The organism is Pseudochrobactrum algeriensis (assembly GCF_018436245.1).
GTDB lineage: Bacteria > Pseudomonadota > Alphaproteobacteria > Rhizobiales > Rhizobiaceae > Pseudochrobactrum > Pseudochrobactrum saccharolyticum.
The window spans coordinates 197115-213095 of sequence record NZ_CP075361.1; the positions used below are offsets into that span (position 1 = coordinate 197115).

Here is a 15981-nt window from a genome sequence, read left to right on the forward strand (position 1 = left end):
ACAAATCATAACGGCAATGGCGCGTTCGGTGAGCAGTTGAAAGCAGGAATGGAGGGATTGCGCATTTGACATAAAGATATGTTTATGTCATCAACTCAAAACTATTTGAGTAACAGGCAGGAAATATAATGAGCACTTCACTGGATGATCTGTTTGGCCCCGTCGCTGCAAAGCCGGATGGTTCGGAAGTGCTTGCCGCTTTGCAGAAAGCTGCCTGTGAACGCATCCTCATTCTTGATGGTGCGATGGGTACGCAGATTCAGGGGCTGGGTTTCCATGAAGAGCATTTCCGTGGTGAGCGCTTTGCCGCTTGTGAGTGTCATTTGCAGGGCAATAATGACCTGCTAACCCTGACCCAGCCACAGGCAATTGAAGAAATTCATTATGCCTATGCGATAGCCGGTGCGGATATTCTCGAAACCAATACATTCTCTTCCACTTCTATCGCACAGGCCGATTACAGCATGGAAGAGGCGGTTTATGATCTGAACCGAGATGGTGCCCGTTTGGCACGCCGTGCCGCTCTGCGTGCGCAAGCCAAGGATGGCCGTCGCCGTTTTGTCGCCGGTGCCTTGGGGCCGACAAACCGTACGGCTTCCCTGTCGCCGGATGTGAATAATCCGGGTTTTCGCGCCGTGACATTTGATGATCTGCGCATTGCCTATGCCGAGCAGATCCATGGTCTGGTCGATGGCGGTTCGGATATTATTCTGATCGAAACCATTTTTGATACGCTTAATGCTAAGGCTGCGGTCTTTGCCTGTGAGCAGGTTTTTGCCGAAAAAGGCATCCGCCTGCCGCTGATGATTTCCGGTACAATCACCGATCTTTCCGGCCGCACATTGTCCGGTCAGACGCCGACAGCTTTCTGGTATTCGCTGCGCCATGCGCGCCCGTTCACAATCGGTCTCAATTGTGCGCTGGGTGCCAATGCGATGCGTGCGCACTTGGCAGAGCTTTCAGGTGTTGCCGATACATTTGTTTGCGCCTATCCGAATGCCGGCCTGCCGAATGAGTTCGGCCGTTATGATGAGACACCGGAAGTGATGGCCGCGCAGATGGAAGATTTCGCGCGTGAAGGTCTGGTCAATGTGGTGGGCGGCTGTTGCGGTTCTACGCCGGAGCATATTACCGCGATTGCTGAAGCCACGGGCAAATATGAACCACGCAAACCGGTGAAACTGGCGCCATTAATGCGCTTAAGCGGTCTTGAGCCGTTCACACTGACCAAGGATATTCCGTTTGTGAATGTCGGCGAGCGTACCAATGTCACCGGTTCTGCCAAGTTCAAAAAGCTGATTACCGCCGGTGATTACACCACGGCGCTCGATGTTGCCCGCGATCAGGTGAATAATGGTGCGCAGATCATCGACATCAATATGGATGAAGGCCTGATCGACAGCCAGAAGGTGATGATTGATTATCTCAATCTGGTTGCTGCCGAGCCGGATATTGCCCGTGTACCGGTGATGATTGACAGTTCCAAATGGGATGTGATCGAGGCCGGTCTGAAATGCGTGCAGGGCAAACCGCTGGTCAATTCTATCTCCCTGAAAGAAGGTGAAGAAGCCTTTATCCATCATGCCAAGCTGGTGCGTGCCTATGGTGCTGCCGTGGTGGTGATGGCTTTTGACGAGACCGGCCAGGCGGATACCAAACAGCGTAAGGTCGAGATTTGTACCCGCGCCTATAAAATACTCACCGAAGAGGTCGGTTTTCCGCCGGAAGATATCATCTTCGATCCGAACGTGTTTGCCGTGGCGACAGGGATTGAAGAGCATAATAATTACGGCAATGATTTCATCGACGCGACCAAGGAAATCATTGAAACCCTGCCGCATGTGCATATTTCCGGCGGTGTTTCCAACCTGTCCTTTTCGTTTCGCGGCAATGAACCGGTGCGTGAAGCGATGCATGCGGTGTTTCTCTATCATGCCATTCAGGTCGGCATGGATATGGGGATCGTTAATGCCGGTCAGCTGGCGGTTTATGAATCCATTGATCCGGAATTGCGTGAAGCCTGCGAAGATGTGGTGTTGAACCGTCGTGATGATGCGACCGAGCGTTTGCTGGAAATTGCCGAGCGCTTCCGTGGTGCAGCGGGCAAAGAAGCAAAAGAGAAAGATTTAAGCTGGCGCGAATGGAGTGTTGAGAAGCGTATTGAGCATGCGCTGGTCAATGGTATCACCGAATATATTGAAGCCGATACGGAAGAAGCCCGTCAGAGCGCCGAGCGTCCGCTGCATGTGATTGAAGGCCCGTTGATGGCCGGTATGAATGTGGTGGGTGATTTGTTCGGCTCAGGCAAAATGTTCCTGCCGCAGGTGGTGAAATCCGCCCGCGTAATGAAACAGGCCGTGGCAGTCCTGCTGCCATATATGGAAGAAGAAAAGGCGCAAAATGGCGGTGAAACTCGCCAGAGTGCCGGTAAAATCCTGATGGCGACGGTGAAGGGCGACGTGCATGATATCGGCAAGAATATTGTCGGCGTGGTGCTGGCCTGTAACAACTATGAAATCATCGATCTCGGTGTGATGGTGCCAGCCGCGAAAATCCTGCAGGTGGCAAAAGATGAGAAGGTGGACATTATCGGTCTGTCCGGCCTCATTACACCGTCGCTGGATGAAATGGTGCATGTGGCAGCAGAGATGGAGCGTGAAGGCTTTGATCTGCCATTGCTGATCGGCGGTGCGACGACCAGCCGTGTGCATACGGCAGTGAAAATCCATCCGAAATATCAGCATGGCCAGACCGTCTATGTGCTGGATGCCAGCCGCGCCGTTGGTGTTGTATCGCAGCTTTTGTCGCCGGAGCAGAAAGACGGCTATGTTGCCGATATCCGCGCGGAATATGCCAAGGTGACAGCTGCGCATGAGCGTAGTGAGGCGGAGAAGAAGCGCCTGCCGCTGGCGCGTGCCCGTGAAAATGGCGAAAAGCTGGACTGGGAAAACTATACCCCGCCGAAACCGACTTTCCTCGGCACCAAAGTCTTTGAAACCTATGATCTTGCAGAACTGGCGCGCTATATTGACTGGACGCCGTTCTTCCAGACATGGGAACTGAAAGGCCGGTTCCCAGCAATTCTCGATGATGAAAAACAAGGCCCTGCTGCGCGTCAGCTTTATGAAGATGCGCAGGCCATGCTGAAGAAGATCATTGATGAGAAATGGTTTGCACCGCGTGCGGTCATCGGCTTTTGGTCGGCCAATGTGGTGGGCGATGATATTCATCTTTATAAGGATGATAGTCGTCAGGAGCATACGGATACATTCTACACGCTGCGTCAGCAGCTGTCGAAGCGCGATGGCCGCCCGAATGTGGCGCTGTCGGATTTCATGGCACCAAAGGGTAGCGGCAAGGCTGATTATATTGGCGGTTTCGTCGTCACTGCCGGTATTGAGGAAGTGGCGATTGCCGAGCGTTTTGAACGCGCCAATGATGATTACTCCTCCATTCTCGTTAAAGCACTGGCCGACCGTTTTGCGGAAGCCTTTGCGGAAGCCATGCATGAACGGGTGCGTAAAGAATTCTGGGGCTATGCGAAGGATGAGACTTTCACGCCCGATCAGCTGGTGGGTGAGCCTTATGCGGGTATCCGTCCGGCACCGGGCTATCCGGCACAACCGGATCATACGGAAAAGACCACTCTGTTCCGTCTGCTCGATGCCACGGCAACCACAGGTGTGGAGCTGACAGAAAGCTATGCGATGTGGCCGGGTTCTTCGGTTTCCGGTCTCTATCTCTCGCATCCGGATAGCTATTATTTCGGTGTGGCCAAGGTCGAGCGCGATCAGGTTGAAGATTATGCGAGTCGCAAAAATATGCCGGTTGCGGATGTGGAACGCTGGCTTGGACCGATATTGAATTATATTGCTGAGTAATATTTAACGCCTTGAATAAAGTAATTTATTCAAGGCGTTAAGCAGATTTATAAGTTTATTTTGTTCATTTGCCGTTCATATATCCAGATATAATTTTTCCGTGCATTTCATTGTTTTCTTTTTGCAGAGCATGAATTGCAATCAAATTTAATGTTTATAAAGGTGATTTTTATGAAGCGTTTTATTATCGCAATTGCTGCCCTTGGTATGATCGCTCCGGTTGCAGCTCAGGCTGCACCTACTGCCAATGCGCCTATGGCAGCGCAGACGCAGAAGTCTGTTGCTCAAAAAACGATGGCCGCAAAAATTGTCAAAGGCAAAAAAGCCGCTGCTTCTAAAACAACCCAATCGACTATGAAGAAAACAGCACCTAAGCAGGTAAAGAAATAACGCTGATAGCGTGAAACAACCGGTGATTTTGTCCGGTAAATTACGCTGAGTTGCGTAGTCAGGCACAAATATCGTAGCGGTATTTGTGCCTTTCTTATTTTATAAGTGTGCTGACATGAGCGGCAATAGCGAGGCTGGAGGTTAGCCCCGGACTTTCAATGCCGAACAGGTTGATAAGCCCTGTTATGCCGTGGTCGTCACTGCCGGAAATGCGGAAATCCGCTGCTGTTTCACCGCTGCTACTCAGTTTCGGGCGGATGCCGCTATAGGTCGCTTGTAAAACACCGTCCGGCAATTCCGGCCAATATTGACGGATTGCAGCATAGAAACTGTCACCGCGCTGCGGATCAACGGAATAATCAAGACCTGTCTGCGGGGCGACATGCTCCAGCCATTCCACATCGGGGCCGAAGCGCATTTGCCCGTTGAGATCAAGCGTCAGATGTACACCCAAGCCCCCGTCTACCGGCACCGGATAAATCAGATGCGAGAACGGATTTTTGCCGGATGCTGAGAAATAATTGCCCTTGGCAAGATGCAATGCCGGAATATGCTCCGGCGCCAGCCCGTCTATGGTTGCGGCTATCGCCTGTGCACCAAGACCGGCAGCATTGATGAAGCGCTCGGCTTCCAGCGTAAATTCTTCACCGCTTTCACGGTCGCGGGTGGTAATAGAGAAGCCGCCATCAATCTGCTCAACACACAGGATTTCGGTGTTGAAGGCAATAGCTGCTCCATGATTTTCCGCATCGCCCTGCAGGCTCAGCATCAGAGCATGACTGTCGATAATGCCGGTGGAGGGGGAGAATAAAGCGGCAGTACAGCGGATGGAGGGTTCCAGCGCCTGTGCTTCTGCCGCACTCAGCCGTTGCAGATCATGCACGCCGCAGGCTTCGGCACGCGCTATGATTTTGTCCAGCGCGCTATGCTGAGCTTCCGATGTGGCGACAATCAGCTTGCCGCAGCGTTTATACGGAATGCCCTGTGCTTGCGCGTAGGCATAGAGCCGTTCTTTACCTTCAACGCAAAAGCGGGCTTTCAGACTATCCGGCTCGTAATAAATGCCTGCATGGATGACTTCGGAATTACGCGACGAGGTTTGCGTGCCGATCATATGTTCGGCTTCAAGCACCAGAGTTTCAAAACCGCGCATTGCCATTTCGCGGGCAATGGCCAGACCAACCACACCGGCTCCGGCAATCACACAAGCTGTCTTTTCCATAAATCATCCCCGTCTGCTCTCCGGCGGGCAGGTTATGCCGAGCGGCAGATGGTACGCAAGACAAAAGCTAGGTGAAAGCTGCGGAAAATCACGTTTGCGGTCATCGGAGAAAGGCATTCCATGTCTGGCTTCTTCCGCGCAATGAAAATGACATTCACCGGCAAACTTAAAGATATCATCCTTTCTCACTTGTGCGGTCTTTCGGCATGATGATGCGCATGTTTCATCGCCGGAACAGCGTTTCTCTGAGTGAAATGAAGGCCGGACAAAATACGGAATTGAGTATGAGCCTTGCACTGCATGTAGCGGATCTTGTACCGCTGACCTCTGACCGTCAGACCAGCCCGCATTTCGGCCGGTCTGTCGCGCCGCTGACCCATCTGCAAAGACTGGAAGCGGAGGCTATCCATATTTTCCGTGAAGTCGCTGCGAATTTTACAAAGCCGGTGATGCTTTATTCTGTCGGCAAAGATTCATCCGTAATGCTGCATCTGGCACGCAAGGCTTTTTATCCGGCGCCGCCGCCATTTCCGTTTCTCCATGTTGATACGACATGGAAATTCAAAGAAATGATTGCCTTTCGTGATGCGCAGGCCAAGGCGCACAAGCTTGATCTTCGGGTGCATATTAATGCGCAGGGTGTGGAGGCCGGTATCAATCCGTTTATTCACGGCTCCAATGTCCATACAGATGTGATGAAGACGCAAGCTTTACGGCAGGCGCTGGATAAATATGGTTTTGATGCTGCCTTTGGCGGTGCACGGCGCGATGAGGAGAAATCCCGCGCCAAGGAACGGGTATTTTCATTCCGCAATGCGACCCATAGCTGGGATCCGAAAAATCAGCGCCCAGAAATGTGGAATATTTACAACACGCGCATCCAGACAGGCGAGTCGATCCGCGTGTTTCCGCTGTCTAATTGGACGGAAGCAGATATCTGGCATTATATTTATCAGGAAAATATCCCGATTGTGCCGCTGTATTTTGCAGCGCCTCGTCCGGTTGTCGAGCGTGATAATATGCTCATTCTGGCCGATGATGAGAGGCTGCAATTGCGCGCGGGTGAAAAGATTGAAACCCGTATGGTGCGGTTCCGCACACTGGGCTGCTATCCGCTGACTGCCGCAATTGAATCGCAGGCGCAAACCTTGCCGCAGATTCTCGAAGAAATGCTGCTGACGCGCACATCGGAGCGGCAGGGGCGGCTGATCGACCGCGATGAGGCCGGTTCCATGGAAAAGAAAAAGCGGGAAGGATATTTCTGATGACGGATAGTATCACCCGTGCAGATCATTCAGATGCAGTGATTACGGATTATCTGGAGGCGCAGGAGCACAAATCGCATTTGCGGTTTCTGACCTGTGGCTCTGTTGATGACGGTAAATCCACCCTGATCGGGCGGCTGCTCTATGACGCCAAAACCCTGTTTGAAGATCAGATATCGCAACTGCATCAGGACAGCCGCAATCATGGCACGGCAGGCGATGATATTGATTTTGCATTGCTGGTGGACGGGCTTGAGGCAGAGCGTGAGCAGGGCATCACCATTGATGTGGCTTATCGGTTTTTCGCCACGCCGAAGCGGCGTTTTATCGTCGCCGATACACCGGGGCATCTGCAATATACACGCAATATGGTGACGGGGGCTTCCACTGCCGACCTCGCTATTGTGCTAGTTGATGCCCGCAAAGGTCTGCTGGAACAGACACGCCGTCACAGCTTTATCGCTTCGCTGCTAGGCATTCGCCATATTGTGCTGGCGGTGAATAAGATTGATCTGACCGGTTATGATGAGGCGATTTTTAATCAGATTGTGCTGGATTATCAGGCCTTTGCGCAAGGGTTGGGCTTCAGCACTGTTCAGGCCATTCCGGTATCGGCACGCTATGGCGATAATATTCGCGCATCTTCAGAGAAGATGCCTTGGTATCAGGGGCCTTCACTGCTGGAATGGCTGGAGACTGTGGCAACGGATACTAAAGCGGATGCCGAACAGGATTTTCGTTTTCCGGTGCAATATGTCAGCCGTCCCCATGCGGATTTTCGCGGTTTTGCAGGCACGATTGCCTCGGGGCAGGTCAGTGTCGGCGATGAAATTACTGTTGCCCGCTCCGGCGTGAGTTCAGCCATCCGCTATATTGTGACAGCAGATGGCGAACTTGAAACTGCTCATGCCGGACAGGCTGTGACATTGGTGCTGGAAGACGAACGCGATATTTCCCGTGGCGATATGCTGACGCATCCGCAATCACGGCCACAAGTGAGTGATCGCTTAGCGGCTAAGCTGGTCTGGTTTGCACCGGAGCCATTGCGGGCAGGGCGGCAATATTGGCTGCGTAGTCAGACCGATCAGGTCAGTGTGACCGTCAACACGCTGAATTACCGGATTGATATTGAAAACACGGAAAAACAATTCGCACAGGAGCCTGCCGATCAGTTGCAGATGAATGAAATCGGACAGGTGGCTTTGCAGCTTTCCGCGCCGCTGGCCTTTGATCCTTACGGGCAAAACCGTGCGACCGGTTCTTTCATTCTGATTGACCGGCTGACCAATGCAACTGTTGCCGCTGGCTTGATCGATCATTCTTTGCGCAAAGCCTCGCATATTCACGTGCAGGCGGCAAAAGTTACACCCGCAGAGCGGGCGGAACAGAAATATCAAAAGCCGGCACTGTTATGGTTCACCGGTCTGTCCGGTTCCGGCAAGTCGGCGCTGGCAACAGTGTTGGAACAACGTCTGCATCTGGCGGGGAAGCATACATTCATTCTCGACGGCGATAATCTGCGTCATGGCCTCAATAGCGATCTCGGTTTTTCAGCGGAGGATCGCAGCGAGAATATCCGCCGTATTGCTGAAACATCGCGTCTGATGCTGGATGCAGGGCTGATTGTGCTGGTGTCGGTGATTGCACCACTGGCACAGGATCGCGCTTTGGGTCGCCACCTTGCCGGAGAGCATGATTTTGTCGAGATTTTTGTCGATACGCCGCTGGAGCTTTGTGAGGCCAGAGATGTGAAAGGGCTTTATGCCAAAGCCCGCGCCGGTGAAATTCGTGATTTCACTGGTATTGATGCCCCTTATGAACGACCGGAAGCGCCGGAGTTGCATTTGCACGGGCAGACAGGCAGTGTGGATGATCTTGCCGATGAGATTGAGAAATATCTCAATCAGCGTGGTCTCATGCATAGTCTGGTCGATGAAGGCTGGTCAATTTAGTCTTGTCTGGGAGCAGTGTTCCTTCTGATTGCAGAATGTTATATATCGCCCTGAATGGGCGTGAGGAATTCAACATGAGCATTGAAAAGACGTCACTGGCTAATGATGATCTCATGGCAGTGATGCAGCAGGCGGCGCTTGAAGCCGGTCAGGAGATTATGCGGTTTTATGAGACTGGTTGTGAGATCAGTCTGAAACCAGATGCATCTCCTGTGAGCGAAGCCGATCACGTTGCTGAAAAGGTTATTCTCAAAGCCTTGCGCGCTTATCTGCCCGATGTGCCTGTGGTTGCTGAAGAAGAAATGGCTGCCGGTGACGGGCCTCTCGAGATTCGTAATCGTTTTTTCCTCGTTGATCCGCTGGATGGCACAAAAGAATTTGTGCTGCGCAATGGTGATTTCACAGTCAATATTGCGCTGATCGAAAACGGGATACCTGTGAGCGGTGTGGTCTATGCACCGGTCAGCCGCAGGCTCTATTGCGGGTCGCCGTCCGGTGCATGGCAATATGATGTGCAGCCGGAGGCTCTGTCGGAGGCAATACGTTTGCAGGTGCGTGAATGCGGCGAGCAGAAAACCGCTGTCGCAAGTCGCTCCCATAATACACCGGAAACAGATGCTTATTTGCAGAAACAGGCAATCGCATCCTGTGTGAGCGTCGGTTCATCTTTGAAATTCTGTCTGCTGGCCGCCGGTCAGGCTGATGTCTATCCGCGTTTCAGCCGGACAATGGAATGGGATACAGCAGCAGGCGATGCGGTATTGCGTGCGGCAGGCGGTAAGACCCTGACATTGGATGATCAGCCGCTGACCTATGGCAAGCGCAACCAGCCGTCAGACAGTGACTATGCCAACCCGTTCTTTATTGCTTATGGCGGTGCCGGGCCGGTCTGAACAGGCTCAGCTATCAGAAGCATTTCCAGTTTATCTTGGATGCACTCTAGTTACATACGCCCGCAATTGCGAAGCTGGGCTGCATAACGCTGCGAAATATTGGTGGCTTTTTTGGCAGCGCGCTGCACCATGGCATTGCCGCGCCAGCTGCCTTTTGCATAGCCGCCATGACCGGAATAATAAGCCAGATACAGATTATACGGATCGCTCAGAGAGATACCGTTACTGATATTGCTCTGCTTGTGATACCAGCCGACAAAATGGATCGCATCGCCGAAATTGGTGCGGCTCGCACCATAACGGCCGGTTTCACGCGTATAACGTGCCCATGTGCCGTCCAGCGCCTGAGAATAGCCATAGGCGGAAGACTGACGCTTCCACGGAATGAAACCGAGCAGCTTGGTACGTGGCGGGCGCGCATAGGGCTGGAAGCTTGATTCTGTGTAAATCGTCGCCATCATGATCGGGATCGGCACGCCAAAATCACGCTCGGCTTTTTTGGCATCCTTATGCCAGTTATTCACCCAGCCGTCGCGCTGATCGAAAATTGCACAGGCATTATTGACTGATTTGGGTGCAGAGGCGCAACCAGCCAGAAAAACAGCAAAAATAAGAAGGAATTTTTTCATTTAGGCGATCTTTCAGGCAGGCAATCTCTGGGGCGAAATGAAACATTCCGTCTTGCGAAAAAGACGATCCGCAAAACAGCAAAGTGATAATGCTGAAAATCATAACGTGAAAAACTTCGGCAAAATGTGGTGCAAACAGGTTTTGAATGACTATGTTTGCTGGCGTAGTTAACCTTGGGTTAAAAACGCGGTCGCCGATACCGGCGCTCAAATATAAAAATAACGTGCGATGATTAAATCATCCACGTTCAAAATATTGAATTCTATAGGGAAATTTATAAACACCGTTTGAGGTGTGATGGTCGGAGCGAGAGGATTCGAACCTCCGACCCCCTGATCCCAAATCAGGTGCGCTACCAGGCTGCGCTACGCTCCGTTGACCGTGAGGCGGCTTATAGCGCCGCATTTTGCTCCCTGCAAGCGAATTATGCAAAAAAATCAAAACAACTGTTTATTATTGAAATTTATGAGCTTTTTGCGTCTGATTTTCACTGTTGTCAGAATTGATTTTTGTACGGAAAAGACCGGTTTTTCAACGCAATGTGCGCATTGATCTTGATTATGAATTTATAAATAAATCAATATAATCAATTATTTAATGGCTAAATTTTCAGATTAAAATTTATTGGATTTGTCCGGTTTTTGCAAAATATCGCTTGGCAAAAATGATTTTCCGATCCTATGGTCAAAGAAGGAATACAAAACAGTTTTGAGTGAGTTTTAGCCGTCCGGAATGACATCCGTTCAGGTCATGCATGTTCTTTGATTCTTTTCAGGGGCAAATAATGCAATCAACCGCGATCAATACAGAGCAGTCCATTCAATATTTTACAAGTGAGTCTCCGGCGGGTGAGGCAATCTTGATCCGTCCGGAAGGTTTTCGGGAATATGATGCGCGTTGGTGGTATGGCTTTGCGGGTACTGAACAGTCCTCTGAGATTAATCTGGCAGGTATAACAGCTGTCGGAGCAGGTTTGGCGCATATGGTGCGGCAGCGCGGTATCGAACCGGCAATTGTGGTCGGCCATGATCTGCGCAGCTATTCGTTTGAGATTAAGACAGCGCTTATCAAAGGCCTGATATCCGGCGGGATGCAGGTCTTTGATATCGGGCTTGCGCTGTCACCTATGGCTTATTACGCGCAATTTGCACTGAATGTGCCGTCTGTTGCGATGGTGACCGCCTCACATAATGAAAATGGCTGGACAGGGGTGAAAATGGGCTGTGAACGCCCTTACACATTCGGACCGGCGGATATGGCTGAGCTGAAATCAATTATTCTGGAGCATCAGGCTGAGCCGGCTAAAGGCGGGTGCTATAATTCCGTCAATAATATCGAAAAGCTTTATTCCGCAGCTTTAACAAAAGGCCGCTTTTTAAAACGCCATCTGAAAGTTGTTGTTGCCTGCGGAAATGGCACTGCGGGACTGTTCGCTCCGCAAATTCTGCGCCGGATTGGTTGTGATGTTGTGGAAGTTGACTGCGCGCCGGACTGGAATTTTCCGCATTATAATCCTGATCCGGAAGCCGCTCCCATGCAAAAAGCAATGGCGGAGGCGGTCAGGACCTATGGAGCTGATCTGGCTTTCGGCTTTGATGGTGATGGCGACCGCTGCGGTGTGGCGGATCATGAGGGCAATATTATTTATGCTGACCGTATTGGCTTGCTATTGGCGCGGCAATTCTCAGAAAAGTACAAAGCCGCGCATTTTATTGTCGATGTGAAATCGAGCGGATTGTTTCGCAGTGATCCGGTATTGCAGGCTTATCAGGCAACGATCGAATATTGGAAAACCGGCCATTCCTATATCAAGCGACGCATGGAGGAGTGCCGCGCATTGGCGGCGTTTGAAAAATCCGGCCATGTGTTTTTGAACCAGCCTTTGGGACTGGGTTATGATGATGGTCTGGCAACCGCCATCGCGGTTTGCGAAATGCTGGCTGCCCATCCGGATCAGAGTTTGGCCGCGCTCCACCGGCAATTGCCGGCCAGCTATGCAACGCCGACGCTCAATATTCCCTGCTGTGATGGTGAAAAATACGGGCTGGTTAGCCGGATACAGGATTATTTTGCCAATTTGTTTGAGGCGGGTGGTTCATTTGCAGGGCAGAAGATTACGGAGCTTCTGACGATCAATGGCGCGCGTGTCACAGTGGCTGACGGCACATGGGGATTGATCCGTGCATCGTCAAACAAGCCGGATTTGGTGGTGGTTGCCGAGAGTCCGGTCTCGCTTGAGAGGCGCAATGACATGCTGCGTGCAATCAATGATGTTTTGAGACAATTCGGGGCAGGGGAATTACCCGATTTTGAGGGCGGTTTTTAAGTTTTTTGAATAGCTTGGGCGGGGGCGTTGGCTATGGCTTTTGATCGGGAAAACGGAAAGTTCAACGTAATTAATCATACGAATTTGCCGTTGTTGAGTTTTGTGATGTGCGGCGGCAGTGGCTCACGTTTATGGCCGCTCTCCAGAAGTGACAGGCCCAAACAATTTCATCGCCTGTCCGGCGATGAGAGCCTGTTGCTCGCGACTTTAAAGCGCCTGCAATTTGCTCCCGAGAACAGAATTTCTGTGATCGGTGCACAGGCTCATTCCGAGCAAATTGCAGAAATAATTTCTGCTATGTCTGATGTGGGGGATATCAGGACAATCTTAGAGCCTGTGGCGCGTAATACCGCTGCGGTTGCAGCACTGGCCTCGCTGTCTGCATTATCGGGCAGTGATGATGCTTTGATCCTGCTTTGTCCGGCAGATCATGAAATATCGACTACAGAGCAGTTTTGGCAGAGCGTAGCGCAGGGAGTTCCTGCTGCTGCGCAAGGAGCGATTGTTACATTCGGGCTTTTGCCGGAACGGCCGGAAACCGGCTATGGTTATATTCAGGCCTGTGAACCGCACGGCACTGGCTATGTTATCAGTCGATTTACTGAGAAACCGGATTATGACAGTGCATTGTCCTTCATCCGGCAGGGAAATTACTTCTGGAATTCCGGCATATTCTTGTTTCGTGCCAGCACTATGCGGGACAGCTTTCTGCAATATGCACCGGATATCTGGCTGGCTGCGCAGGCTGCACTTGATAAGGCAGAGCGCGATGATAATGCGATAAGATTACCGGAACATCTCTATCAGTCTGTGCCAGCGATTTCCTTCGATCATGCGATTATGGAAAAAGCAGGCAGACGTGTGCTGATACCGGCTTCATTCCGCTGGAGTGATCTCGGCTCATGGCACTCTTTGCTCCAACATCAACCGCAGGATAGTTGCGGCAATGTGCTGTGTGGGGACGTGATCGCCCATGATTGCAACAACAATTATATCCGCAGTGAACGCGGATTGCTCGCAGTGTCCGGCCTGAATGATATGGCTGTTATTGCCACTAAGGATGCAACCTTTGTGGCTCCGCTGGCACAGAGCCAGCATGTGCAGGCCATTGTCAGGCAGCTGACGCAGCAAAATCGTGCAGAATTATATTATGAAGCACCCATTTCTCTGTCGGGTACGCACCGGCAAAAGGTGCAGGACTGGTTATTTGAACAGGCACTGCCCCTCTGGTCTGTACGTGGTGCCGATCATCACCATGGCGGTTTCTATGAAAGCCTTTCTATGCAGGGGTTGCCGGTTGCAGGCCTTCGCCGTTCACGGACAATGGCACGGCAGATTTATGCTTTTGCGAAAAGTTCTCAGGCGGGATGGAGCGGGGAGGCTGCTGGTCTGATTGCTCATGGTCTGCTCTTCATGCAGGCAAAAGGGCGCAGTCGCAATGGCGGCTGGGTGCAGTCATTTCATGCTGATGGCAGTGTGGCGGAAAGTCAGGAAAATTTCTACGATCAGACCTGTATGCTGCTTGCACTGAGCTATGCTCATCAGGCCGGACATAATCAGGCTCTGCAATTGGCGCAGGAGACTCTTGCATTTCTGGATGCCAGATTGGCTTACCCAAAAGGCGGTTTCTACGAAACATCTGCTGACCACGCTAATCCGCAGGCTATACTCAGCAGCAATGCGCATATGCATTATCTCGAAGCCTGTCTGGCATGGCACGAGGTGAGCGGAGATCTTATGTTTCTCCGTCGTGCAGCCGAGATTGTAGCTCTGTGTGACTATTACTTTTTTGATCGTGATTATTGGTGTTTGGGTGAATATTTCACTGCAAACTGGCAGCGGATGCTGGATGAGCGTGGCGACCATACGGAGCCCGGCCATGCTTTTGAATGGGCAGCGTTGCTCAGTGATTATGCCAATCGCACCGGTTGCCAAAATACACAGCGGATGGCGCACCGTTTGTATAGTAATGCGATTTCCAGCGGCATTAACCGGACGACAGGACTGGCCTATAATGTGGTGTCGCGCGAGGGCAGGCTGGTAGATAGCGGCAGCCGCAGCTGGCAGCAATGTGAGGCGATTAAAGCCGCGATCATGCTTGATGGCTATAATGGTCAGGATATGAAACCGGAAATCGAAACACGCATCGCCACTTTGTTTCGTTGGCACCTACATCCTGCAAAATGCGGTTTGTGGATTGACCGCGTTAATAAGAGCGGAACCAACTGCTCCGGTCATGTACCGGCTTCAATCCTCTATCATCTGGTCAGTGCGCTGACTTTATATTTGCAAGTCACAGCTAAAGCAGCTGACACATCTATGACGGGCAAGTCAGGTATAGCTGAGAGGATAGCTATGTCAGTCTGAAAGGAATTGTCTGTGGAATTATGCTGATACAAAACAAACTTATTTGAATATGAGGTTGATCTGCTTGTGTTCAGCCACTGATTAGTTATCCTGACATGCAAAGCTGTTTCAGGAGAAGCGAGAGCCGGATTTCCTGAAGCCGCGTTCAAAAACAATCAGAGCGGGCGCGGAGGATAAATCCGCATCAGGCACGTTTTGTCCGTTTAATGGGTAAAATCAGGCAGATTTTTATGCAGCACTCTCCGCGTCATCGTGCCATTCTGGAACAGGCTAAGCTGAAAGGTCAGGTGCTGGTTGATGATCTGGCTGAACAATTTCAGGTCAGCCCGCAGACAATCCGTAAAGATCTCAATGATTTGTGCCGTGCGCAATTGCTGACCCGTACCCATGGCGGAGCACTGTTTCCCTCCGGCGTGGAGAATCTGGAATATGAAGCGCGTAGGCAGATTGCAGCCTCGGAAAAACAGGCAATCGGTCAGGCCGCAGCTGCATTGATACCGGAAGGCGCATCGCTTTTCATCAATATCGGCACGACTACTGAGGCCGTGAGCCAGCATTTACTGTCGCATAATCAGCTGATGGTGATTACCAATAATATCAATGTCGCCAGTCGCTTACGCGTCTATTCAGGGCTGGAAGTCATTATTGCCGGTGGTGTTGTGCGCGCCAGTGATGGTGGCATTGTCGGTGAGGCGGCAGTTGATTTCATCCGTCAGTTCAAAGTGGATTATGCAATTATTGGCGTTTCAGCGATTGATGCCGATGGTGCATTGCTCGATTTTGACTATCGCGAGGTAAAGGTTGCGCAGGCGATTATCGCCAATGCCCGTCATATTATTCTGGTTGCGGACTCCACCAAAATGGAACGCAGTGCACCTGTGCGAATGGGGCATTTATCGCAGATTGATACTTTCATCACCGATCAGTGCATTGAACCGTCATTGCGTCAGATTTGCGCCGATCATGATGTGCAACTGATTGAAGCTTTGAAACTTTAAGACCTGATAGGTTTTATCTCGCGACTGCATAAGTTTTTTGCGCGTTCTTATTTTTGT

10 protein-coding genes and 1 tRNA gene are annotated in these 15981 nt (G+C 51.3%); 8 read left to right on the top strand and 3 right to left on the bottom strand.

The window, feature by feature from the left end; genetic code table 11:
* The first annotated feature begins 128 nt into the window (after positions 1–128).
* Positions 129–3881 carry a methionine synthase gene (metH, locus tag KHQ09_RS03100; protein WP_213596223.1) on the top strand — a complete coding sequence of 1251 codons (3753 nt, stop codon included), beginning with the start codon at positions 129–131 and terminating at the stop codon, positions 3879–3881.
* Between the two features lie 135 nt (positions 3882–4016).
* Positions 4017–4271 (top strand): hypothetical protein, encoded by a 255-nt coding sequence (locus KHQ09_RS03105; protein ID WP_213596225.1) that lies wholly within the window; start codon positions 4017–4019, stop codon positions 4269–4271.
* A gap of 94 nt (positions 4272–4365) precedes the next feature.
* On the opposite strand, the gene KHQ09_RS03110 is transcribed toward KHQ09_RS03105, so the two are convergent.
* A complete protein-coding gene (locus KHQ09_RS03110) occupies positions 4366–5493 on the bottom strand; it encodes an NAD(P)/FAD-dependent oxidoreductase (protein ID WP_213596227.1) in 1128 nt (375 codons plus the stop codon).
* Positions 5494–5777: 284 nt separating this feature from the next.
* Between KHQ09_RS03110 and cysD the strand changes: the two genes are divergently transcribed.
* The 3 genes from cysD (at position 5778) to cysQ (ending at position 9603) form a co-directional block, all read left to right on the top strand.
* Positions 5778–6758, top strand: a complete 981-nt coding sequence (cysD, locus tag KHQ09_RS03115; protein ID WP_213596229.1) for a sulfate adenylyltransferase subunit CysD — start codon at positions 5778–5780, stop codon at positions 6756–6758.
* The gene (cysN, locus tag KHQ09_RS03120; protein WP_213596231.1) at positions 6758–8710 is read left to right on the top strand and encodes a sulfate adenylyltransferase subunit CysN; all 1953 of its coding nucleotides are present in this window, start codon (positions 6758–6760) and stop codon (positions 8708–8710) included. The genes cysD and cysN overlap by 1 nt, the downstream gene beginning before the upstream one ends.
* Before the next feature lie 74 nt (positions 8711–8784).
* Complete coding sequence (gene cysQ, locus KHQ09_RS03125) at positions 8785–9603, top strand: 3'(2'),5'-bisphosphate nucleotidase CysQ (RefSeq protein WP_213596233.1); 819 nt, start codon at positions 8785–8787, stop codon at positions 9601–9603.
* Positions 9604–9653: 50 nt separating this feature from the next.
* Here the strand turns inward: cysQ and KHQ09_RS03130 are convergent, their stop codons facing one another.
* Both KHQ09_RS03130 and KHQ09_RS03135 read right to left on the bottom strand, forming a co-directional pair.
* Complete coding sequence (locus KHQ09_RS03130; RefSeq protein ID WP_022710739.1) at positions 9654–10232, bottom strand: transglycosylase SLT domain-containing protein; 579 nt, start codon at positions 10230–10232, stop codon at positions 9654–9656.
* A 299-nt stretch (positions 10233–10531) separates the two neighbouring features.
* Positions 10532–10608 (bottom strand) — tRNA-Pro (locus KHQ09_RS03135).
* 409 nt (positions 10609–11017) lie between these two features.
* Between KHQ09_RS03135 and KHQ09_RS03140 the strand changes: the two genes are divergently transcribed.
* From KHQ09_RS03140 to KHQ09_RS03150, 3 genes are all read left to right on the top strand, one after another.
* Complete coding sequence (locus KHQ09_RS03140; protein ID WP_213596235.1) at positions 11018–12559, top strand: phosphomannomutase/phosphoglucomutase; 1542 nt, start codon at positions 11018–11020, stop codon at positions 12557–12559.
* 33 nt (positions 12560–12592) lie between these two features.
* Positions 12593–14926: an AGE family epimerase/isomerase gene (locus tag KHQ09_RS03145; RefSeq protein WP_238481548.1), complete on the top strand. Its 2334-nt coding sequence runs from the start codon at positions 12593–12595 to the stop codon at positions 14924–14926.
* A gap of 230 nt (positions 14927–15156) precedes the next feature.
* Positions 15157–15924, top strand: coding sequence for a DeoR/GlpR family DNA-binding transcription regulator (locus tag KHQ09_RS03150; RefSeq protein ID WP_213596237.1), 768 nt, complete (start codon positions 15157–15159; stop codon positions 15922–15924).
* Positions 15925–15981 lie beyond the last annotated feature (57 nt).